Source organism: Vibrio taketomensis (assembly GCF_009938165.1).
GTDB lineage: Bacteria > Pseudomonadota > Gammaproteobacteria > Enterobacterales > Vibrionaceae > Vibrio > Vibrio taketomensis.
This window is the reverse complement of record NZ_AP019650.1, coordinates 171,352-193,260: the sequence shown is the minus strand read 5'-3', so window position 1 is coordinate 193,260 and position 21,909 is coordinate 171,352. Positions and strand designations below refer to the sequence as shown.

The 21,909-nt window shown below is 45.2% G+C and carries 18 protein-coding genes and 1 pseudogene; 12 read left to right on the top strand and 7 right to left on the bottom strand.

Annotated features, from left to right (window positions below; genetic code table 11):
* Positions 1-78: 78 nt before the first annotated feature.
* Positions 79-1,449 (top strand): YjiH family protein, encoded by a 1,371-nt coding sequence (locus Vt282_RS14625; RefSeq protein ID WP_162047801.1) that lies wholly within the window; start codon positions 79-81, stop codon positions 1,447-1,449.
* Positions 1,450-1,521: 72 nt separating this feature from the next.
* On the opposite strand, the gene Vt282_RS14620 is transcribed toward Vt282_RS14625, so the two are convergent.
* Entirely contained in the window at positions 1,522-2,175 is a 654-nt protein-coding gene (locus tag Vt282_RS14620; protein ID WP_162047800.1) for a GntR family transcriptional regulator, read from the bottom strand.
* Positions 2,176-2,322: 147 nt separating this feature from the next.
* On the opposite strand from Vt282_RS14620, the gene Vt282_RS14615 reads away from it, so the two are divergent.
* From Vt282_RS14615 to Vt282_RS14605, 3 genes are read left to right on the top strand one after another with little or no spacing between them, the layout of a single operon-like run.
* The gene (locus Vt282_RS14615; RefSeq protein WP_162047799.1) at positions 2,323-3,678 is read left to right on the top strand and encodes an FAD-dependent oxidoreductase; all 1,356 of its coding nucleotides are present in this window, start codon (positions 2,323-2,325) and stop codon (positions 3,676-3,678) included.
* A 16-nt stretch (positions 3,679-3,694) separates the two neighbouring features.
* A complete protein-coding gene (locus tag Vt282_RS14610) occupies positions 3,695-5,296 on the top strand; it encodes a BCCT family transporter (RefSeq protein WP_162063854.1) in 1,602 nt (533 codons plus the stop codon).
* A gap of 2 nt (positions 5,297-5,298) precedes the next feature.
* The gene (locus tag Vt282_RS14605) at positions 5,299-6,447 is read left to right on the top strand and encodes a mandelate racemase/muconate lactonizing enzyme family protein (protein ID WP_162063853.1); all 1,149 of its coding nucleotides are present in this window, start codon (positions 5,299-5,301) and stop codon (positions 6,445-6,447) included.
* Positions 6,448-6,570: 123 nt separating this feature from the next.
* Here Vt282_RS14605 and Vt282_RS14600 read toward each other — a convergent pair whose 3' ends face one another.
* Positions 6,571-7,917: a DEAD/DEAH box helicase gene (locus Vt282_RS14600; RefSeq protein WP_162064520.1), complete on the bottom strand. Its 1,347-nt coding sequence runs from the start codon at positions 7,915-7,917 to the stop codon at positions 6,571-6,573.
* Between the two features lie 292 nt (positions 7,918-8,209).
* On the opposite strand from Vt282_RS14600, the gene Vt282_RS14595 reads away from it, so the two are divergent.
* Positions 8,210-8,458: an Lpp/OprI family alanine-zipper lipoprotein gene (locus Vt282_RS14595; protein ID WP_162047797.1), complete on the top strand. Its 249-nt coding sequence runs from the start codon at positions 8,210-8,212 to the stop codon at positions 8,456-8,458.
* A 145-nt stretch (positions 8,459-8,603) separates the two neighbouring features.
* On the opposite strand, the gene Vt282_RS14590 is transcribed toward Vt282_RS14595, so the two are convergent.
* Positions 8,604-9,473, bottom strand: coding sequence for an NAD(P)-dependent oxidoreductase (locus Vt282_RS14590; RefSeq protein WP_162063852.1), 870 nt, complete (start codon positions 9,471-9,473; stop codon positions 8,604-8,606).
* Between the two features lie 346 nt (positions 9,474-9,819).
* Between Vt282_RS14590 and Vt282_RS14585 the strand changes: the two genes are divergently transcribed.
* The 5 genes from Vt282_RS14585 to catB all read left to right on the top strand — a co-directional run bounded on the left by Vt282_RS14585 (position 9,820) and on the right by catB (position 14,388).
* The gene (locus Vt282_RS14585) at positions 9,820-10,440 is read left to right on the top strand and encodes an HAD family hydrolase (RefSeq protein ID WP_162063851.1); all 621 of its coding nucleotides are present in this window, start codon (positions 9,820-9,822) and stop codon (positions 10,438-10,440) included.
* Positions 10,441-10,693: 253 nt separating this feature from the next.
* Positions 10,694-11,644 (top strand): HlyD family secretion protein, encoded by a 951-nt coding sequence (locus Vt282_RS14580; protein WP_162063850.1) that lies wholly within the window; start codon positions 10,694-10,696, stop codon positions 11,642-11,644.
* Between the two features lie 2 nt (positions 11,645-11,646).
* Entirely contained in the window at positions 11,647-12,573 is a 927-nt protein-coding gene (locus Vt282_RS14575) for an ABC transporter ATP-binding protein (protein WP_162063849.1), read from the top strand.
* Entirely contained in the window at positions 12,570-13,670 is a 1,101-nt protein-coding gene (locus Vt282_RS14570) for an ABC transporter permease (protein ID WP_162063848.1), read from the top strand. The genes Vt282_RS14575 and Vt282_RS14570 overlap by 4 nt, the downstream gene beginning before the upstream one ends.
* A 91-nt stretch (positions 13,671-13,761) precedes the next feature.
* A complete protein-coding gene (gene catB / locus Vt282_RS14565; protein WP_162063847.1) occupies positions 13,762-14,388 on the top strand; it encodes a type B chloramphenicol O-acetyltransferase in 627 nt (208 codons plus the stop codon).
* 782 nt (positions 14,389-15,170) lie between these two features.
* Here catB and Vt282_RS14560 read toward each other — a convergent pair.
* Genes Vt282_RS14560 through Vt282_RS14545 form a run of 4 tightly spaced genes read right to left on the bottom strand, consistent with a single transcriptional unit; the run spans position 15,171 to position 19,260 of the window.
* Positions 15,171-16,100: a L,D-transpeptidase family protein gene (locus Vt282_RS14560; RefSeq protein WP_162047790.1), complete on the bottom strand. Its 930-nt coding sequence runs from the start codon at positions 16,098-16,100 to the stop codon at positions 15,171-15,173.
* A complete protein-coding gene (gene phrB / locus Vt282_RS14555; RefSeq protein WP_162063846.1) occupies positions 16,100-17,509 on the bottom strand; it encodes a deoxyribodipyrimidine photo-lyase in 1,410 nt (469 codons plus the stop codon). The genes Vt282_RS14560 and phrB overlap by 1 nt, the downstream gene beginning before the upstream one ends.
* Before the next feature lie 10 nt (positions 17,510-17,519).
* Positions 17,520-18,320, bottom strand: a complete 801-nt coding sequence (locus Vt282_RS14550; RefSeq protein WP_162063845.1) for a MerR family transcriptional regulator — start codon at positions 18,318-18,320, stop codon at positions 17,520-17,522.
* Positions 18,310-19,260 (bottom strand): YbgA family protein, encoded by a 951-nt coding sequence (locus Vt282_RS14545; RefSeq protein ID WP_162063844.1) that lies wholly within the window; start codon positions 19,258-19,260, stop codon positions 18,310-18,312. The genes Vt282_RS14550 and Vt282_RS14545 overlap by 11 nt, the downstream gene beginning before the upstream one ends.
* Positions 19,261-19,618: 358 nt before the next feature.
* Here Vt282_RS14545 and deoD point away from each other — a divergent pair, with 358 nt between their 5' ends.
* On the top strand, positions 19,619-20,329 hold the full coding sequence (gene deoD, locus Vt282_RS14540) for a purine-nucleoside phosphorylase (RefSeq protein ID WP_162063843.1): 711 nt from the start codon (positions 19,619-19,621) through the stop codon (positions 20,327-20,329).
* A gap of 22 nt (positions 20,330-20,351) precedes the next feature.
* A pseudogene (locus tag Vt282_RS14535) lies at positions 20,352-21,813 on the top strand (transposase).
* The last annotated feature ends 96 nt before the right edge of the window (positions 21,814-21,909 follow it).

The window sequence follows — 21,909 nt, the reverse complement described above, 5'->3', positions numbered from 1 at the left end:
TGTTTAGTGAATAACTATTCCGAGTTATTGATACCTATCGCTCGGATACTATTGACTAGTTGTAACATGAGAACCGCAATGACCAACAAGACTCAAACAACCGGGCACGACAGACCAAAATCACACTTTTGGATGTTTCTAATTCCATCGTTGATTGGTGTATTTCTATTTATGGCACCCGTTAGCTACAACGGTGACATTACCATTCCTGTCGCAATTCTTGCGAAATCAATCCAAGCATTGTTTGGGGATTCTTTAGTTGCGATCGTGACGACCATTGTTGCGTTTATGGCGACGGCATCATTGCTATGTCGCATCAAGAATCCAAGCTTCATTGCTAACAGCCATTTTTTGAATGGGTTGTTTAACCCTTCACCACTTTGGTTAGCGGTGCGAGTTATCGGTGGTATTGCGATCATCATGACTTACTTCCAAATTGGCCCTAAAGCGATTTGGGAGAGCAACACCGGCGGTATGGTTCTCGAAGGTCTATTACCAACGCTATTTTCTGTGTTTATCTTTGCGGGTCTACTGCTACCACTGCTACTTAACTTTGGTTTGCTGGAGCTTTGTGGTGCGCTTCTTGCCAAAGTGATGCGTCCTGTTTTCAATCTACCAGGTCGTAGTGCTATTGACTGTATGGCTTCTTGGCTAGGTGATGGCAGTGTCGGTATTCTGCTTACTAGTAAGCAATACGAGAATAAATTCTACACCGAGCGTGAAGCGGCGGTTGTTGGTACCACTTTCTCTGCAGTGTCGATTACCTTTAGCCTTGTGGTTATTGCACAAGTGAACCTAGAACACATGTTCTTACCTTTTTACGGCGCAGTGTGTTTGGCAGGTTTTGTGGCGGCAATCATCATCCCTCGCCTACCACCACTAAGCTACAAGCGCGATCAATTCATCGATGGTACAAAGCCAGCAGAAGATGCTGACGCAGTACCTGCGGGTCACTCTAGCTTTACGTGGGGCATGGAACTCGCACTAGAAAAAGCAGGTCGCGTTAAATCAATGAAAACCATTCTTCAAGAAGGCGTGCATAACGCAGTTGATATGGTGTTCGGCGTACTGCCTGTCGTTATGGGTCTAGGTACCATCGCACTGGTTATCGCAGAATACACCTCGGTTTTCACTTTCCTAGGTAAACCATTTGTTCCTTACCTTGAACTTTTGGGTGTGCCTGAAGCTGCAGCGGCATCGAAAACTATTGTTATTGGTTTTGCAGATATGTTCATTCCATCAATTCTGGCTACGTCAATTGAAAGTGATATGACACGTTTTGTGATTGCTGCAATGTCAGTAACGCAGCTTATCTATATGTCTGAAGTCGGTGCTCTGTTACTAGGTAGCCGAATCCCAGTTAACATCTTTGAACTGTTTGCGATTTTCATTCTGCGTACACTGATTACGTTGCCAGTCATTGCCGGCGTCGCTCATCTGATTTTCTAATCGCGGAATCAAACACGAAAATGGCTACCAATTGGTAGCCATTTTATATCTAAATCACAATCTAATCAGCCATTATTTGCGCGGTTGAATCGAACGGTAAGCGACATCGGTCAAATAATCATTTAATCGGTGGGAGGCCGCTACGGCTTCTTCAGCATCCGTATGACTAACCGCTCTCAACACTGAAGCATGCAATGAGGATGCTTCTACCAAATCTGACGCTTCATTTTTATAAGCAAACCAAAAACGACGTGACAGCCCCTGCAGAGGTGCCATCGCTAACTGCAAATATTCGTTACATGCCGCTTTAACCAAAACCATATGAATATCTTTTAGCAACGAGGCATAAAGCAAATCATCTTTGTTCGCAGCACACTGCTCTAACTGATCCGCCAACTGCAACATCTGTTGCTTCTCAGTGACGCTCGCGCGAGATGCGGCATAATTAACGCAAAGTGCTTCAATATCGCGGCGGACTTCTAGAATTTTTAACTGACTTTCAACAGATATTGGTGGGATTTGAATGCCACGACGGGGATGAATTTCAACCATGCATTCATAAGCCAATCTTTGTAGCGCCTCACGCACTGGCGTACGTCCGAGATCCAACTCTTCAGCCAGTTGTTTCTCACTCACCATACTCCCTGGCTCTAGTTCACGGAAGATGATCATTTTTTCGAGTTTGCTGTATGCAACCTCAGTCTTATTGACTGCATTAGCGCTCATATCTGTCCTATTCCTTTATAAAATCTTTTAGTGAGCAATATCACGTTAAGAACGTATCCGATTGTACCAGAAAAGAATTTAAGAATATATTAAATCCACACAACTGATATATCAGATGAACATCAGTTATCTATTAGTGAGGTATCAATGAATTCTTGGAACATTATCCGTCGTTATGAAAGCACACCAAATCTGCCAGTATTGGCTGAGGTAGAGGTGTTGGTTATCGGTGGTGGTCCTGCTGGTGTTGCCGCAGCTGAAAGCGCTGGGCGCCTTGGTAAAAACACTTGGCTAATTGAAAAGTACGGCTTTTGCGGCGGTGCTGCCGTTGCCGGTCTCTCTGGCACAATCTGCGGTATGTACATGGCAACTGATGACGCCGACGCACAACCTGAACAAGTGGTATTCGGTTTTACCGAGCGTTTTCGTCAAGCACTAGAAAACAAAGCAGGTGTCACTGAGCCACAACGTTACGGCAAAACATTCACTGTAACGCACGATCCACTGGTTTGGCGTGAAGTTGCGGATGATTTCCTAGAACAAGCTAATGTCACTACCCTATTCCACACGGCCGTGACTGGTGTGATCATGGATGGTGATGCATTCAAAGGTGTGATCGTTGAATCAAACGCAGGTCAAAGTGTGATTCTAAGTAAGATGATCATCGATGCCTCTGGTGATGCCGCAGTGGTTGCTCGTGCTGGCATGGATTACTACTTTGGCGATAATGGCCGCATTCAAAACCCAACCATGTTCTTCCGCTTTGGCGGCGTAGACATGGACAAATACCTTGAGTACTACGGTGAAGACACTATTTGTCCACCAAAAGTGACAGAAAACATCCTAGCGGCAAACGCAAGCGGCGAGTACGAATTACCACGCCATAAGATTTGGATCTTCCCGACCACTCGCGCAAACGAGCTCATGGTTAATGCCACTCGTCTAGCAGGTCAAGATGGCCGCATGCTAAACGTTATCGACCCGGTAGACTTTACCGAAGCGGAAGTGTTTGGTCGTCGTCAAGTTCGTGAATATGCACGCTTCCTAAACCAGTTCGTTCCCGGTTGTGAAGATGCATTTGTTGTCGACACTGGCGTTGAAGTCGGCATTCGCCAAACTCGCTCTATCGTCGGCGTTGAAACGCTAACTAACGAAGACGTGGTGAACTGCCGTAAGCGTGAAGACGGTATCTGCCGCACGCCTTGGCCAATTGAACTGCACTCAGGTGACAAACCTAAACTGCATTGGCTGCTAAATGATTACTACGATATCCCATTCCACACGCTAGTACCTGTAATCGGTGAAAACATCATCGTGGCAGGCCGCTGTTTAAGTGCAGAACACGAAGCACTCGCTTCTGCTCGCGTAACGGCTCAGTGTTTTGAATTAGGCCACGCAGCTGGTGTTGCTGCTGTACAAGCCATTGATACCAATACCGCTATCCGCGATCTCAATGTGGCGACGATTCGCACCACCATGATCGAGAATGGCAGCAAATTATAATTAGCAAGGAATTGCAATGAAATTCAATAACCTAGACCACAAACTGTTCTGGCCCGCCATTAGTTTTACATTTTTGGCACTCGGGCTCGCTGTACTCTTCCCTGAACAATCTGGCGCAGCTGCAAATGCCGGTATGAGATGGGTAACCAATGACATCGGTTGGTTTATCCAGCTTGCTGGTTTCTCATGCCTAATGTTCCTACTTTACCTAGCTCTAAGCCGTTTTGGTAATATCAAGCTAGGCACAGAATCAGATGCACCTGAATTTAGCTACGCAAGCTACGCGTTTATGATCTTTTCTGCGGGCGTGGGTGCGGCACTGATCTTCTGGGCAGTTGGTGAGCCAATGTACTACATGCAAAGTCCACCGATGTTTGCAGAAAAAGGCACACCTGAAGCTGCTCAATGGCTAATCACTTTTACGCTATTCCACTGGGGTCCAACTGGCTGGGCGATCTTCTGTATGCCAGCAGTTCCGTTTGCTTACTACCTACATAAGATGAAGCACCGTAACCTTCGCCTTAGTCAACTAGTAAAAACGGTAATTGGTGAGAAGCATGCTAATGGTATCGTTGGCTACATTATCGATATCGTGGCGATTTTCGGTACGCTAGGTGCATTCTCAACGTCAATGGGTCTTGCTGTTGATTTGATCGGTTCAGGTGTTGAAAACCTAACTGGCATCAAAAACGGTCTGACCATGCAAGTTGGCATCATCGTACTATTCATCGCTTTCTACGCGCTTGTGATGTTTGCGGGCATGAAGAAAGGGGTATCTAAACTGGCTAATGCGTGTGTTTACGCAGCATTCGCTCTGGGTATTGTAATCCTAGTTTCAGGTCCTACCGCATTCATCTTCGCTTACTTCTTTGACAGCGTAGGCGTAATGTTCAACAACTACATTCGTATGAGCTTCTGGACTGACCCAGTCCAAAAATCGGGCTTCCCACAAGCTTGGACTATGTACTACTGGGCTTGGTACTTTGCTTACCTAGTGATGATGGGTGTGTTCTTAGCGCGTATTTCTAAAGGTCGTACAATCAAGCAACTAGTGCTAACGACGATTACCTTTGGTTCTGCTGGTTGTGCATTCTTTATTGCGATCTTCGGTAGTTACTCAGTGTACAACGAGATCTCTGGTACGCTTCCAGTTCTACAATGGATGTCAGAGTCAGGTGTATCTAGCGCCATCATCCAAACCATTAAGTCACTACCGTTTGGTGCGATCATTCTCGTTATCTTCCTAGTGGTTGAATTCTTCCTGATGTCAACAACGATGACTTCAGCAGCAATGGCGGTGTCGATGATGACAACCAAAGAGCTCGATCACGACGCGGATCCTGATGTCTCTGTACGTATGATTTGGGCAATTGGTATCGGTGCAGTGTCAATGGCAGCGTTCTTCATGGGTGGTAGTATCGACACGATTAAATCTATGTGTGTTGTGGTTGGCCTGCCAATGATCGTCCTTTACTTCATCCTAGGCGTATGTCTAATGAAGTGGATTCGTCGTGACCATCCTGAACTTTTTACTACCACGGTTGCCGCTCCAGCAACAAAAGAAACAAACCAATCTGCTGAACAATCAGCAACTGCACTACATCAAGTTGAGGTATAACGATGTCTGTAGCAAAAATTACATCGGTTGAATTTATTCCAGTAAACGTTGAAGCAACCAACTGGAGTGAAAATACCATTATCGTAAAAATCACCGACGAAAATGGCGTGTACGGTATTGGTGAAGCCGACGGCACACCTGAAGTCATCAAAGCATTTTCTGAAGCAGAAACTGAGCATAAATGGCTAAAAAATATCAAGGAATCTGTGATTGGTCGTGAACCAATGGCGTTCCGCTCAATTTGGGAAAGCATGTACGACACCACTCGCTGGGTTGGTATGCGTGGCTTGGGTATGTTTGTCATCTCTGGCATTGATATGGCGCTTTATGACCTTGCTGGCAAACAACTTGGTGTTCCGGCTTATCAATTAATGGGCGGTCAAAATCGCGATAAAATTACACCATACTTCACGCTATACCCAAGTGTTCCAGCAGCTGCATCGCTGCAAGACATTATTGATGCGTATGCCGGTTTGTTTGACAAAGCCAAAGCAGTCGGTGCCAAAGCGGTGAAAGTGTGCATCATGCCAAGCTGCCCAGCAACCGATCGTGAGATCGTTTGGTATCTAAGAGAACTGCGCAATATTCTTGGTTACGATATCGATATGATGGTTGACTGTTTATACCGTTGGCACGATTGGCAAGCGGCACGTTGGACATTTGAACAACTAAAAGATATTGACCTGTACTTTGTTGAAGCAGCACTACAGCACGATGACTTAATTGGTCACAAAAAGCTTTCGGAGTGCCTATCGACTCGTCTTTGTGGTGCAGAAATGTCAACCACACGCTTTGAAGCGCAAGACTGGTTGAACAATGCTGGTATTTCTGTTGTTCAGTCTGACTACAACCGCTGTGGTGGCATCACTGAATTACTGCGTATCGAAGAGCTTTGTGAGTACCACAATGCGATTTTGATGCCTCACAACTGGAAAACTGGCATCACCTCTGCTGCCGCTCGTCACTTTGGTGCGGCAATGAAGACCGAGCATTACATTGAGTACCTACACCAAGATTTCTGGCAAGGTGAACTGACTCATAACTTAACGCTCAACGAGCCGCCAATCATCGATGGCTCAATCGCAGTCAGTAATGCGCCTGGTTTAGGTATTGAATTGAACTACGAATACCTCACTAAAATCAGTCAATAGTTTCGAAGTAGTTCGGAAATAAGTCGTAAGTCAAAGGTACCTTCGGGTACCTTTTTTTATTTCAAAAAACTCTGGAGACTAAAAAGGCCACACATGGTGGCCTTTGAAAACAAACAGTATTGATTACTCGTCGTCAGCTTTTGGTGCAACTTTCTTCTTCGGAATAAATACCGAGTCACCCACCGCCACGTTCTGGTAGAAACCTTTATCACGTTTGACTGGTTTCTTCGGTGTTTTCTTCGCTTGTTGTTTGTTCTTGTTACGGTAATCGACTTTACCGTTACGTGATACAGGCGTCTTAGGTTTCAAACCTTTGAACTTACCTTCCAACCCTTCAAGGGTTGAGAACGCAAGATCTTGGTGCAGATACGCTTCGACACGCTTGAAGCTATCCCAGTCTTTAGGGCCAACTAGCGAAACCGCATCACCTTTGTTACCAGCACGGCCAGTACGACCGACACGGTGTACATACTCTTCGGTATGCTTTGGCATATCGAAGTTAATTACGTGGGTAACGTTCGCAATATCAAGACCACGAGATGCCACGTCAGTCGTCACGAGAATCTTAAATACCGCACGCTCAAACTGGCTCATGATGGTATTACGTTGGTTTTGATTCAAGTTACCACTTAGTGCAATCGCTTTGAGTTTCTTCTCATTTAACTTTGCGGTTAGGCGCTCTGTGTCATCACGCGTTGCCGTAAAGATGATCACTTGGCGGTACTCAGATTCTTGTAATACGCGCTCTAAGATCGCTTCTTTGTGGTCTAGGTGATCACATAGGTAGAATTTTTGCGTGATATCTTGGTGTTCTTGGTTCGACACACCGACTGCAATACGTTTTGGCGCATCTTGCATTTCTGCTGCAATATCGTTCACTTCGGCGTGATCCAGTGTCGCTGAGAACATCAGTGTTTGACGACGACGGTGCTTAGCTGCCTTGTTGATACGACGAAGTTCTGGTGCGAAACCAAGATCAAGCATACGGTCAGCTTCATCCAGCACTAGCGTTTCTAGGCCATCAAGGAACAGTGATTTATGCTCAAGATGGTCAGCGAGACGTCCTGGAGTTGCCACGATAAATTTCGGGTAACGGCGCAACGCTTTTACTTGGTCGTTAAAGTTCTCACCACCAACAATTAAGGTTGCATCGTAAGTAAGACCACCCAGCATTGCACGCAGTTCACCGTAAACCTGTTTTGCCAGTTCACGAGTAGGCGCCAAAATCAGACCACGAGGATCTTTAGCTGAAAACGCTTTGCTCTTAAGTGACTTGTGGAGCATAGGCAACACAAACGCTAAGGTTTTACCTGAACCGGTTTTTGATGAAGCAAGCAAATCTTTACCAGCAATCGCGACAGGAATTGCTTGTCTTTGAATATCTGTTGGCTTCTTAAACGCGTAGTGGTTCAAGTTCTTTAGTAAGCGATTATCTAAGCCTAAATCTTTAAACTGCAAAGTATTCTCCAAAGTCAGTTTCGGCGTGGCGCCTTCAATAAAAATAAAACACGCTATAATACCCCAAAAATGTCCAAAATAGATAGAGATCACAGAAAATATTCAAGTGCTCCCTTGACGAATAAGTGAACAGTCGCGGGTATTTTTAGAGGATTATTGTATCAAGTGCTCAATAATTAGCTAAATTCTTGGAATAATTTGACTTTTTAGGACTGGGTAAATTGTACAATTAGAGCTACACTATGTTTGATGCTATATGCGTATAGCACTATATTGATACTTACTAAATGCAAGGAGTTCATCCATGAACAAAATGATTATCGCAGCTGCAGCGACTTCAGTTCTTCTACTAGCTGGTTGTGCATCAGGTCCAGACGAAGCAACAACTGCAAAACTTGACGAACTAAGCAACCAAGTAAGCCAGCTAAGCCAAGACGTAAACTCTCTAAAATCTGACGTTCAACGTGCAGGTGGCGCAGCAGTAGCAGCACAAGAAGAAGCAGCTCGCGCTAACGAACGCATCGACAACATCGCTCAATCTTACACTAAGTAATTTATAGCGAGTTTCAGTTACGGCTTTCAAGTTGCGATAGTGACAAGAATGACGTGGACTCACTTAAGAGCTCATAAATTAAATCCGATATCCTTGATATCGGATTTTTTTATGTCTCGATTTGCCTTTCTCGTTTCGTTGTTGACTAGCCTTTCAAAGACTTAATCAACACCGACGTATCCATACGACCTAAGCCTTGTTCTTGAAGGCTGGCGTAACGCTGGTCGACATCTTTTGTTAGCGGTAATTCCACCCCTAAACGCTCGGCTTCTTGTAGACAAAAACCGAGATCTTTGCGCATCCAATCGATGGCGAAACCAAAATCAAACTTATCTTGCGCCATGGTATTGGCTCGGTTTTCCATCTGCCATGAACCTGCTGCGCCAAACTTCAATGTATCAACGACTTGTGCAATGTCTAGACCCGATTTCTCCGCCAAAATCAGTGCTTCACTTAAGCCTTGCAACACCCCTGCGATACAAATTTGATTAACCATTTTACAGCGCTGACCTTGCCCGTGTTCACCCAGCAACGTGCTTTGTTTTGCGTACACATCCATCACCGGCGCAACTCGCTCAAATACTTGTTGCTCACCACCACACATAATGGTTAACACACCATTTTCAGCACCAGCTTGACCGCCTGATACTGGAGCATCGATAAAAGCCACGCCCACTTTTTGCGCTTCAACGGCAAGCTCTTCAGCTAAGTTGGCTGACGTAGTGGTGTGATCCACCAGCACAGCGCCCGGTTTCAGCCCCGCTAAAATGCCATCTTCACCATACACGACGCTACGGACGTCATCATCATTACCCACACAAACAAACACCATGTCGCAGCCTTGCGCGGCTTCTTTAGGTGTTTGGCAGGCAACCCCTTGATATTCGCTCTGCCACTTTTCAGCTTTAGCGAATGTACGGTTATAAACGCGCGTTTGATGACCAGCTTTACTTAAATAGCCAGCCATTGGGTATCCCATTACCCCTAGGCCAATAAATGCAACCTTACTCTCCATGTCTTACTCCCTTGATAAACTAAAAATGTTATCCAAATAAGTTCAAGGTGCGAACGTCAGTGAGGATGCCTTGGATTGCAGCCGCGCAGTAATGAATGAGGTAAAACCTTTACCGCATACATCACCGACAAAGCGTGTAAGCCAAGGCACTCGCCCTTTAACAGCGTGTTATTGAGCCGATTTCTACACATTGGAATCACTTGGATGTCGAGCAGTGTATCAAATTCGACACGTGATCCAACGCGCTTTTTAAATTTGGTTCTAAAGCATGAGAATTCTATGTCAGAATACCTACCTCAATTTTTTAGGTTCGTATCCTTATGAATTATAAAGCCGTAATTTTGATATGGATGGTCTGCTACTTGATACAGAACGTCTATGTATGCGCGTATTTTCCGAGGCATGTGCGACAGTAGGTCTGCCTTTTTATCAAGACGTTTATCTCAATATCATCGGACGCAATGCCGCAGGCATCGAGCCAATCCTACGTGGGGCTTACGGCGACGATTTACCTATGGTTCATGCTGAATGGCGTAAGCAATATGACGCAATTACTCACTATCAAGCAATTGACGTGAAAGAAGGCGTAGTTGAACTACTGCAATGGTTAAAAGCGAATAATATTCCTACGGTTGTTGCGACTTCCACTCATCACGACCTAGCAAAAATCAAACTAAACTTAGCCGGACTCGATATTTATTTTGACCAACTGACCTGTGGTAACGAAGTCTCTCATGGCAAACCAAATCCGGAAATCTATCTACTTGCCGCTGAACGCTTGGGTATTGATCCAAAACAATGTTTAGCATTTGAAGATTCCAACAATGGCGTCCTCGCCGCAGTGAATGCAGGCATGCAAGCCTATCAAATCCCAGATCTGGTTCAACCGAGTGACGACATTGTCGCCCTTGGTCACAAAATTAGACCATCGCTAAGCGCTGTGCTCGAAGAGTTAAAAGCAAACTGATCGATTGAGAGCCTAAACCACGGGCTCTCACAATCCCTTTCTTGATTCTCTTGTTCTCGTCCCCTCCATAACGAAATGGCGTCTCTCGATTGTTATTAATTCATCAATTGATGAATTTGTGGGGAATTATGTTACTTCTCTTGTGAGAGCGAAAAATCATACTCTATAGCTAAGTTAATTACTCGGTCACATCGCAGGCTTTAATTTTCCACTAAGCTGCGATTAATAAGATGCTCGTAACGAGGCTAAGCACATGAAAAAACTCTTACTCATTCCGCTACTGCTGCTTGCGCTACCCGCCTGTAATCCTATTGAAAAACAAAGAGCACTCGGCACACTAGAACGCGACCGTGTGACATTTTCCGCCACCGCCAATGAAATTATTCGCGAGCTGCCAGTAAAAGAAGGCAGCCTCGTAGCAGAAGGAGACGTCTTAGTTCGTCTTGATTCTAAAAACCAGCAATCACTGCTCGCCCATGCCATTGCAGAGAAAGCGAAAGCAAGTGCCTACTTACTTAAGCTGACCAATGGTGAGCGCCCTGAGGATATCGCAGCCGCTCAAGCTCGAGTCGTCCGTAGCCAAGCGCAGTTAACTGAGGCACAAAAAAACTACCAACGTAAATCCGAACTGGTCGCAAAGAAACTACTCAGCCAATCCGAAAAAGACTCTGCCCTTGCCGCTCGTGATTCCGCGCGTGCTGAATTAGATTCAGCGAACGAAGAATTTAGCAAACTCACTGCGGGCTCTCGCCCGGAAGATATTGAACAAGCGCGCGCATCACTTGCGGCAGCTCAAGCTGATGTCGCACTCGAGCAGCAAAAACTGGATGAATTAACTATCGTAGCAACCCGCTCTGGCGTACTGGATAACCTCCCTTATAACCTAGGAGAACGAGTGCCAGTCAACGGCATTGTTGCGGTGGTACAAGCCAGTCAAATTCCCTACGCACGTGTCTATGTGCCCGCTAATTATCGGGTGGGTTTTATTCCGGGCAAACAAGTACAAGTCTTTGTTGATGGCGTAGAGACGCCATTTGAAGGAAATGTACGTTGGGTTTCTTCAGAGCCTTCATTCACGCCCTATTACGCGCTTACGGAAGAAGAGCGATCACGCTTGATGTATCTTGCAGAAGTGGATCTCACTCAAAGTGCGATTGAATTGCCCTCTGGTTTGTCAGCGCAAGTCGCTCTTAGTGAGGAGTAACCATGTCGGAGTTTGCGATTCAAGCCAGTAACGTGGTGAAAAAGTTTGGCGACTTTACCGCGATTGAAGGCATCAATCTTAACGTCCCAAAAGGAAGCATCTACGGCTTCCTTGGGCCTAACGGCTGCGGGAAGTCCACCACCATACGAGTGCTAACTGGTTTGCTCAGCCCAACCTCAGGCAATGTCGACGTACTGGGCTTACAAATTCCTAAGCAATCAGAGTTGCTGCGCCTGAAAATTGGCTATATGACACAAAAATTCTCGCTGTATGAAGATCTTACAGTGGAAGAAAATCTTCAATTTATCGGCCAAATCTTTGCCATGAATAACCGCGAATTACGCAGTCGTATCGACCAACAACTCAGTATTTATGGTTTGGATCAACGTAGAAAACAACGTGTGAGTGGCATGAGTGGCGGACAAAAACAGCGCTTGTCACTGGCCGCAGCAACCATGCACAAACCGGAATTACTGTTTCTAGACGAACCCACTTCAGCGGTAGATCCAGAAAACCGCCGTGAATTTTGGGAGCAGTTGTTTGATCTCAGTGATCAAGGCACCACAATATTAGTGACCACTCACTATATGGATGAAGCCGAACGCTGCCATCGTCTTGCAATTATGGAATCCGGTCATATTCGCGCCGACGGTGAACCTGAACGCCTAATGGCTGAAATGGGAGTCAATATTGTCGAAGTGAAAGCCCCGGGGTTGAGAGCTCTAAAAGAGAAATTGTTGCAACGACCTGAAGTGCGCTCTGCCGCTCAACTCGGTATTCGTCTAAGGGTGCTAATCCACAATCATGTCAATCAACCGATAGCGTGGCTTGCTCAGCAATTTCCTGAACTTGCGCAAGCTGAAATGAATATTGCACGCCCTAGTCTCGAAGATGTATTCGTTACCGTAACTGGAGAGGGACGCCAATGATTCAAAGTCTAGCTCGCATCAATGCCGTAATGCTCAAAGAGATCCGTCAGCTTTCACGCGATCGAATCACTTTTGGCATGGTGGTGATGATCCCGCTGATTCAGTTATTACTATTTGGCTTTGCGATTAATACCGACGTACGCAATATTCCCATTGCGGTTGTCGACCAAAGCCAAAGTGCAGCAGGCCGCGTCCTTACCGAATCTGTACGTGTCACCCAAGTTGTCGATATCACCGAACGCTTTGCGACTCCTCAAGAAGCGGAACAAGCGATTGAAGAAGGGTTGGTGCGTGCCGCTTTGATTCTTCCTTCAGATCTCACCCAGCGTATGATGCAAGGTCGTGAGTTGGGTCAATGGATTGTTGATGGTTCCGACACCATGATCAGCGCAGCCATCCTTGGGCTGCAAAATATGCCACTGACCGACTTTGACTTTGAAATCAAACCGCAAGTGCATAAAACCTTTGAGGTCGCGCTGTTCTATAACCCCAGTCAGCGCTCTGCTGTGAACATCGTCCCCGGCCTCTTAGGGGTCATTCTCACCATGACCATGATCCTATTTACCAGTGCTGCAATTGTACGTGAGCGTGAGAGAGGAAATTTGGAACTGCTCATCACCACCCCGATTCACTCAATGGAATTAATGGTAGCGAAAATAGTGCCTTATATTTTCGTTGGCTTGATACAGGTCGCCATTATTCTTGGCTTGGGCCATTTTATCTTTGGTGTACCGATTAATGGCGCATTAAGCCAGATTCTACTCGGGACATTATTGTTTATTGCCGCCAGTCTTACCTTGGGATTGGTGATCTCGACCATCGCAAGCACTCAGCTGCAAGCGATGCAAATGACGGTATTTATTCTACTGCCTTCGATCCTGCTATCTGGATTTATGTTCCCTTATGAAGCCATGCCTGTTGCTGCGCAGTGGATATCAGAAGTACTCCCCGCCACTCACTTTATGCGTTTGATCCGAGGCATTGTGTTACGCGGAGCGGATCTTTCAGAGTTATGGCGAGATTCTTTATGGCTCGGAGCATTTACTATTATTGGCCTTATGGTTGCTTCTAAACGATTTAAAAAATCGCTCGACTAATTTATGTCTACTCTTAGGTTGGAGTGGTTATACTACTCCAACCTAAGTGCACGTAGCACTTAGTCATGAATTAATAGAATGAAGACAACCCATGAAAAACTACTTTGAAAGCCCATTTGTCGGCATCCCTTTGGATCAGCAAGTCACTAATCCCAATATCATCGTTGGCAAATACAGTTACTATTCTGGCTATTACCACCAGCATAGCTTTGATGATTGTGCGCGCTACTTAATGCCCGACCGAAACGACGTCGATAAACTGATCATTGGTAGTTATTGTTCTATTGGCTCTGGAGCCGCTTTTATCATGGCAGGCAATCAAGGTCATCGTCACGACTGGGTATCTTCCTTCCCTTTTTACTACCAAGCGAATCCACTTTTTGCTGGTGCTGTCGATGCGTTTGAACGTGCCGGTGATACCGTTATTGGTAATGATGTTTGGATCGGCTCAGAAGCGATGATCATGCCCGGTGTTACCGTTGGCGATGGCGCGGTAATCGCTAGTCGTGCGGTTGTGACCAAAAATGTTGCTCCATACGCTATCGTGGCATCAAATCCAGCCAAACAAGTAAAACTGCGCTTTGATCCAGAGCAGATCGAACAGTTACTCGAAATGCAGTGGTGGCGCTGGCCTGAGGAATGGTTAGCCGGCGCCATGCCTTATCTATGCTCCAACAATATCGCTGCTTTGTATCAGTATTGGCAGCAACAGAAGTAAGTATACTCAAGTAACCTCAAGGTGCGTGGTTCAGCGAGAATGACTTGGATTGCAGACAAGGCAATGATTTGAAGATCTAGTGGTTCTAAATCAAAAATCGTTAACGACGTATGCGAGCCAAGTCAACTCGTCCCTTGGGAGCAAGTTACTGCCTCGATTTCTGCGTCAAACTACTCGAAAATAGATGACTATTTCACTTCGTAGTTTTCCTTGAACTCAAAGCAATAACAATGCTCTGAATCCTGCATCTTGAAGTCACTTGAGTATATATCTAAATATGAATGGCATTATTAATAGCATCACCAAACATGCGTTAAGTTTAATTAATTGTTAATTTATGTCATAAATGTTAACTGATTTTGTAATTTACAACAAACGAAACACTCAATAACACATAGCTCGCCGACATAAAAAAAGCCCATAATATATGGGCTTATTATTATTACGTGAGGCGATTTCAATATTGAAACTTATCTTTGTAAAATTACTGATTAAATCTTCGTAACCGAAGTGTTAAGTTAATCCCCGTTGGTTACTCTGTTTAAGTATTCCTAAGATCGAGAATACTTAAACAGATTGAATATGGACTTTCCCAACATCTCCAATTAACAATTTCAAATTGTTGCCCATATTTCGCCCATATGTTTGCTTATCATATGGGCGCTTTTTTTCCTAAAACATCACGAAAATTCGATTCAAGATGCCTGATTCGATAAACTAAACCAAACATCTTGGTAATTTTTGATGCCTTCAGTTAGGCACCTTAAGTAACGTGAGCCTAGTTAACGGCGAAAATACGTATCAGGCTGTTCATAGCTTTGTGGTTCAACAATCTCAACTGGAACACCATTTTGAGCCAACACGACAGCACGCGCTTTAGCATCCGATTTATCCATGGCTTGTAGCCACCACGTCAACTCTTGAGGCACCCCGAGAATTTTCTTACTACCATCGCTACGAGTCAGCGGTTCGTGCGCTTCAAGATAGACGCTTCTATCAGGCTCTAAGCTAAACTTAATCGGTTGATTGACCACGGTTACTTTAAGGCCAAGGTCCACTTTATCAAACAACCATTTAATGTCTTTCGGATCCATACGAATACAGCCCGCACTCACCCGCATACCAATCCCAAAGTCTTTGTTTGTACCGTGGATCAGGTAATCGCCAGCACCATGAGCAAGGCGCAATGCATATTCTCCAAGTGGATTATCAGGCCCTGCTGGCACGATAGCGGGTAAATCGATGCCCTTGGCTGCATATTCTTTGCGGATTGAACTTGGCGGTGTCCAAGTTGGATTCGGGCGTTTTTGGCTAATGCTGGTCACCATCTCTGGCGTGTCACGTCCGATGCGACCAATACCAACTGGGAAGACATGCACGTATTTTCCCGTCGGCTCAAAATAGTACAAACGTAACTCAGCAAGGTTGATCACCACACCTTCACGCTCAACATTAGGCAAAATCACTTGGGTTGGGATCGTCAATACATGTCCTTCTGCCGGCAAAAATGGGTCCACGCCCGGATTCGCCGCCATTAGGCTCAAAAAACCCACATCATAAAGCTTGGCGATGTCCGCCATGCTCTCACCCTTTTCTATTTGGTGAAATTGTATTCTGCCCACTAGATTGCTGCCTTCGGGAGGCAGTGGATAACTAGTTGCCCATACAGAGGCACTCAAACAACTACATAAAATGAGCAGCTTACGCAGCATTAGATTTGATCCTTAGCTTCTTGAAAGAGCCGTAAGGTTATCTCTCTTTCGCTTTTGTGATCAACTATTGGTTGTGGATATGACAAGTAATTTACATCGGCCCAGAGCCAAGGCTTATGGATATATTTATTAGGTACGGACTTTAACTCAGGGATCCAAGCGCGAATGAACTCACCATCTGGGTCAAATCTTTCCCCCTGAGTGATTGGATTGAAGATGCGAAAGTAAGGCTGTCCGTCACACCCTGTCGAAGCACTCCACTGCCATCCGCCATTGTTGGCTGCGTAATCACCATCAATAAGACGTTGCATAAAGTACTGCTCCCCGTGATGCCAATGAAGATGCAGATCTTTAGTTAAAAAGCTCGCAACAATCATTCTTAAGCGGTTATGCATCCAGCCGGTTTGGTTAAGTTGACGCATCGCGGCATCGACAATTGGGTATCCCGTTTGCCCTTGCTGCCATGCAGATAACCAAACCTCATTCTCAAACCAAGTCACGTTTTGTGTCCATGGCACAAAGTTTAGCCCCTTGGACAGCTTTGGTTCGAAATGCAGTAAATGCTGATAGAAATCGCGCCAAATTAGCTCACTTAACCAAGTTTCACGCCCTTCTCCGAGATTATCTCCTGTTCCATACTGCAAGCGAGCAATACACTGGCGGATCGAAAGCACACCAATTGCTAAATAAGCAGACAAACCACTGGTGCCTTCTATCGCAGGCAAATCACGTTGTTGCTTATATGCATCAACTCGCTCTTGGCAAAAGTCTCTTAATCTTTGACGAACCTGTTTGGTCTCAACCGGATAAGCCTCACTATTTTCGCGAGGATAGGAAAAGGTCGATTGAGCCGAGAACAAGTATTCACTCAACAGCTCAGATTGTGGCACGACAGCTTGAGGTTCAACTTGCTTAATATCGAGTTGATGCTGATAAAACTTGGCAAGATAAGCACGTTTAAAGGGTGTAAATACCTTAAAATACTCACCCTGTTTGTTCTTCACGCTGCCGGGAGAGAACAGACACTTGTCTTCATGCCCCACGACAATGCACGATGCCTTCTCTTGCAATAGCGCATCGCGCTGATTTTCGTTCCACTCATACTCTTTATTGAAATGCACCGCCTGCGCACCAGTTTGCTGAGCGAAACTCGCAAGCCATTTTGCGCTGTCTGTGAAACTTTCAACTTCGTGAAACAATAACGGAATGTTTAACGCTGCTAGCTCACGCTGTAAAACCTCGAGACGGCGGTATATTAAATCCGCTTGAAGTGGTGCTTTATTATGCTCAGACCATGTTAGGGGCGTTGCAATATATACGGCCACCACAGGCTGTTCAGAAGACATCGCATGATACAAAGCGGTGTTGTCTTCTACTCGTAAATCTCGGCGAAACCAAACGATATTCATGGCGGTTCTCTTACATTTCCACTAGCGCGCTTATCAATGGGCTCAGGTGTAACCTATCGCCCCAGTTAGCACTCATTTCTTTGATGCTGGTTATTTGGACTTGAGTTGGTGATTGTGATGCAAATATCGCGAGCGAAGGGATTGAACTACCACAATCCGCTTCAATTAATGCCGACACATCATCGACAGACTCAACCAAGCTAATGTTGTACCCTTGCTCCGCCAGCTCTAGTGCCCAAAAACGCATCTCAATCGAGCCTAATGCATCAAAACTCAATAGCAGACATTTGCCCCGACGAGCGACTTTGTTTTCCGCCTGCAAAATGGTCGACAGTTTGTGCATCAGTAATGATAAAAAGAGGCCATACTGTAAACTTTGTTGACTTCGCTTAACTTGCTCTATTGCCTCAAACACCGGAATGACAAGCCGAGCATGTACGATGGGCAACGGATAATCTTTACAAACTTGTCCGAGAATCGACTCTGCTTTTGCTTGATTAAGGTCCGCTAGAGCCGCAAGAAGCGCCTCCGACTCGACAAGCGTATCTTGCCCTTCAACTTCAAAGTCTGTCGTTTGGGTGTTGTTCTCAAGCAGTACTTTGACCTTGCCAATCGCAACCCCCTTTGCCAACCAGCCCTGTATGACCTTAATTTGCTCAATGTGCTCGGCGGTATACAGGCGGTGTCCTTTTTCGGTGCGGTGCGGTTTAATAATATTGTACCGACGCTGCCAAGCTCTGAGAGTTACAGGCTTGATTCCCGTTAATTCAGACACCTCACGAATTGCATATAGCTTATCTTTACAACCCATAGCGTAAACGTAACTCCTCCGGATATGGATTTAAGAATTTTTGTTGTTTGAGATAATCAATTGAGTTGCGATTCATATGGTGTTTCAACAACGTAAGCGGAGCAAGAAGCGGCAACACACCAATTCGATAATCTTCGATCACCTGACATAACTCGGCTTTCTCATCACTATTCAAATCTCGTTTGAAGTAACCTTGAATGTGCATGAGCACATTGGTGTTATTTTTACGACTCGCACGATTTGCCATCGCTTGCATTAATCCAGTGCGGTAAAGTTGATAAAATTCATCAATGTCATACTGGGCAACGTTCGCCACCAGAGAACCAAGAGACTTGTATGACTCAGGGTGATGAGCCATTAACGTGAGCTTGTAACGAGAGTGAAACGCGACAATTTTACCAGCAGTCGGCTCTCCACCCATCGATTCGTAAAAATCATGCAGACAGTAAACACGCGTAACGAAGTTCTCTTTCAGTACCGGATCATTGAGCCTGCCGTCCTCTTCAACAGGAAGCCAAGGCATTCGCTCCATCAACTCTTTGGTGTAAAGACCTATACCCACCTTGTCAGCGTTGTTTTTGCCATACACCTTAACTCGCTCCATACCGCAAGTTGGCGATTTGGCGCACACGATGTAACCGCATAGATCTTCTTTTTTAAGTTGCTCGATGCGTCTAGTCGAAAAGTCCAGCATCGATTGAGTGTGGTCCTTGGTAGGATCTTTGGTCTCAACCAAAATCAGACGCTCTTCATTGGTCATCAGGCGAATTGTAGGACGCGGCACAGGCATACCTGACTCGACTTCAGGGCAAACCGATACAAACTCAAAGTGATCGCTTAGCTCTTTGGTGACAAAGCGACTGAGCTTGTGCCCGGAATCAAAACGAACGTTTTCACCCAAAACGCAAGCGCTTACCCCTACTTTAATTTCTTTTTCCATGGTTCTCCTGTTAGCCAGCGTGTTATACATATTTAATTTATGTATAACTATAGATGCAATTGTTAAAATTATACAAAAATAAATTTGGTACAACTTCTACGTACAACAAGACAAAAATCGATCAACCCAAAGCCATTTTTTTTCGAAATCGATTGCGCTAAAAGAATCAACAGATTTAGTTATCAACAGCTAAAATTAACTTCTGAACACGAATTAATGTGATGTAAGTCTCATGGCTTATGGATTTACCTCGCTAGTATTGCCTCAACAAACAGTTTTAATGTTCAACAAATTTAGTTATAACCACGCAATAATGTGGTTCACGTCTGTTGAACTTCACATCAAACGGAGCAATCTTATGGCTACCCCACATATCAATGCACAACCTGGTGATTTCGCAGAAACAGTTCTAATGCCTGGCGATCCACTACGCGCAAAATACATCGCTGAAACATTCTTAGACGACGTAAAACAAGTGTGTGATGTTCGTAATATGTTTGGTTATACCGGTACTTACAAAGGCCAACGCGTATCTGTCATGGGTCACGGTATGGGTATTCCATCTTGCTGTATCTATGTTCACGAACTTATTGCCGAATATGGTGTGAAAAACGTGATTCGTGTTGGTAGTTGTGGTGCGGTGCGTGATGACGTAAATCTGATGGATGTTGTTATCGGCATGGGTGCATCGACTGACTCAAAAGTAAACCGTATTCGCTTTAACAATCATGATTTTGCTGCTATCGCTGACTTTGGCTTATTAGAAACGGCTGTGAATCAAGCTCGCGCGCAAAATGTTCCGGTAAAAGTGGGTAACATCTTCTCAGCAGATTTATTCTACACCCCTGAAGCTGACATTTTCGAAAAAATGGAAAAACTGGGCATTCTTGGCGTAGATATGGAAGCCGCTGGTATTTACGGCGTTGCTGCCGATCTTGGTGCAAAAGCACTGACTATTTTGACGGTTTCTGACCATATCATTCGTGGTGAAAAACTCAGCTCTGAAGAACGTCAGAAATCATTCAATGACATGATGAAAGTGGCATTAGAAACCGCTATCAATATTTAATAAATAACACGAGGGGGTGTTCGTGAGCGCTGGTGATTTGCCACAAGCAGTGGAAGGGTTACAACTCAACTTCTGTAAAACATTGGCGTGTGACAACTTTGGATTGAGTGATGCACATCGTTACATTGTGCAGCAAACTAACCCTAAGCGACCAGCTATGGTATGTCGTGAGTGCGGTGCGTTTCCCCCCTTACTTAATAACCAAGATGTGCTCGAAGAATTCCAGCGCATAAAAGCAGACCAAAATGCAGACCTGCCGGGATGTCGCAATAAAGCGTGCGAGAACTTTGGTTTAACCATCCACACCCATAAACATTTGTACCATGCATTTGGCTACAGCGGTGAACGTCAACGCTATCGCTGCAAATGCTGTCAGAGTACTTTTGTTGATAAATGGTCAAGTAGCAACCGTAAACTGGCTCTACAAGAAAGCCTACTGGGCTTACTGTTTACTGGCTATTCCGTGCGCGAAATCTGCCGAAAACTGCATATCAATCCAAAATCCTTTTACGATCATATTGAACACATTGCCAGCCGCTGTCGCAGTAAATTGGCCATGTTCGATCAACGCTGGCTCAACCATGCGAGTAAATTTGAGTTAGGGTCATTTTTTGTTCCGCTGCAACCTAAAAGCAATAATGGGGTTTATTGGCTAGCAAGCGGAGACGCCCAGTCAGGGTATATTCTATTCCAAAACGTTAACTACTCGCTGACCGATTCACCAGAGGGCGAATTGGAACACAACCCTTTTCGCTCACCTGCCCGTTATGTTGCTCTAAACTATCAGCCCGAAAGCTCATTGCTAGAACGCAGCAATTTGAGCACGATTCGGGAACAGATTGACAACCAATACCGCGCCATTTTAGCGCGTAACAATGTTGAAGATCCGCTCAGTAATTTAACGAGTTTCCACTACCCATCCAAAGGGGCGTTAATCAGGCCGCCATATGCGTCGTACGCGCATTACTTGCAATTGTTTTCCCTATGCTCAGAAGACAAACCATTGGCCCTGTATTTACCACAGGATCCGTTTCTTCGGTCTGCCGCTCTCACCATCGGTTTGCCGCGCATCCAAGCAAAAAACTTGGATTTGATGTACGTTGTTGGTCAATGGGGCAATGAATCGCCGCTTGAAAAAGTCGACATCATTCATATGGGATGGTGGCGAGACCGCTGGGCAATCGCAGAAAATCATCAATACGCTAAGGGAATCTGCTATTTAGCGGGCGAACAAAGTTCGCCTAAACTTTGGTTGCAAAAGGCATCAACGGACGCCATATCTACGTACCAAGAGCGTTTTCACCTCTTATTTGAGAGTTTGTTAATGAGCCACGACGAAAACTCCGTCCCGCGGCTTGTTGCCCGTCCTCGATATCTATCGTGCTTGGCATAATTTGTGCTACCAAAAAAGAGATGGATTGACCGCCGCACAGTCGCTTGGCTTAGCCAACGCGCCCATTAGTTTAAAACAGCTGTTGTCGTAAATTATTCGAGTAGACAACTTGTTGAAAATTAAACGGGATAAATCTCGAATTATTGTGAAGTCCGCCATCAAACTGTCGCACAGTTAACACTTTTTA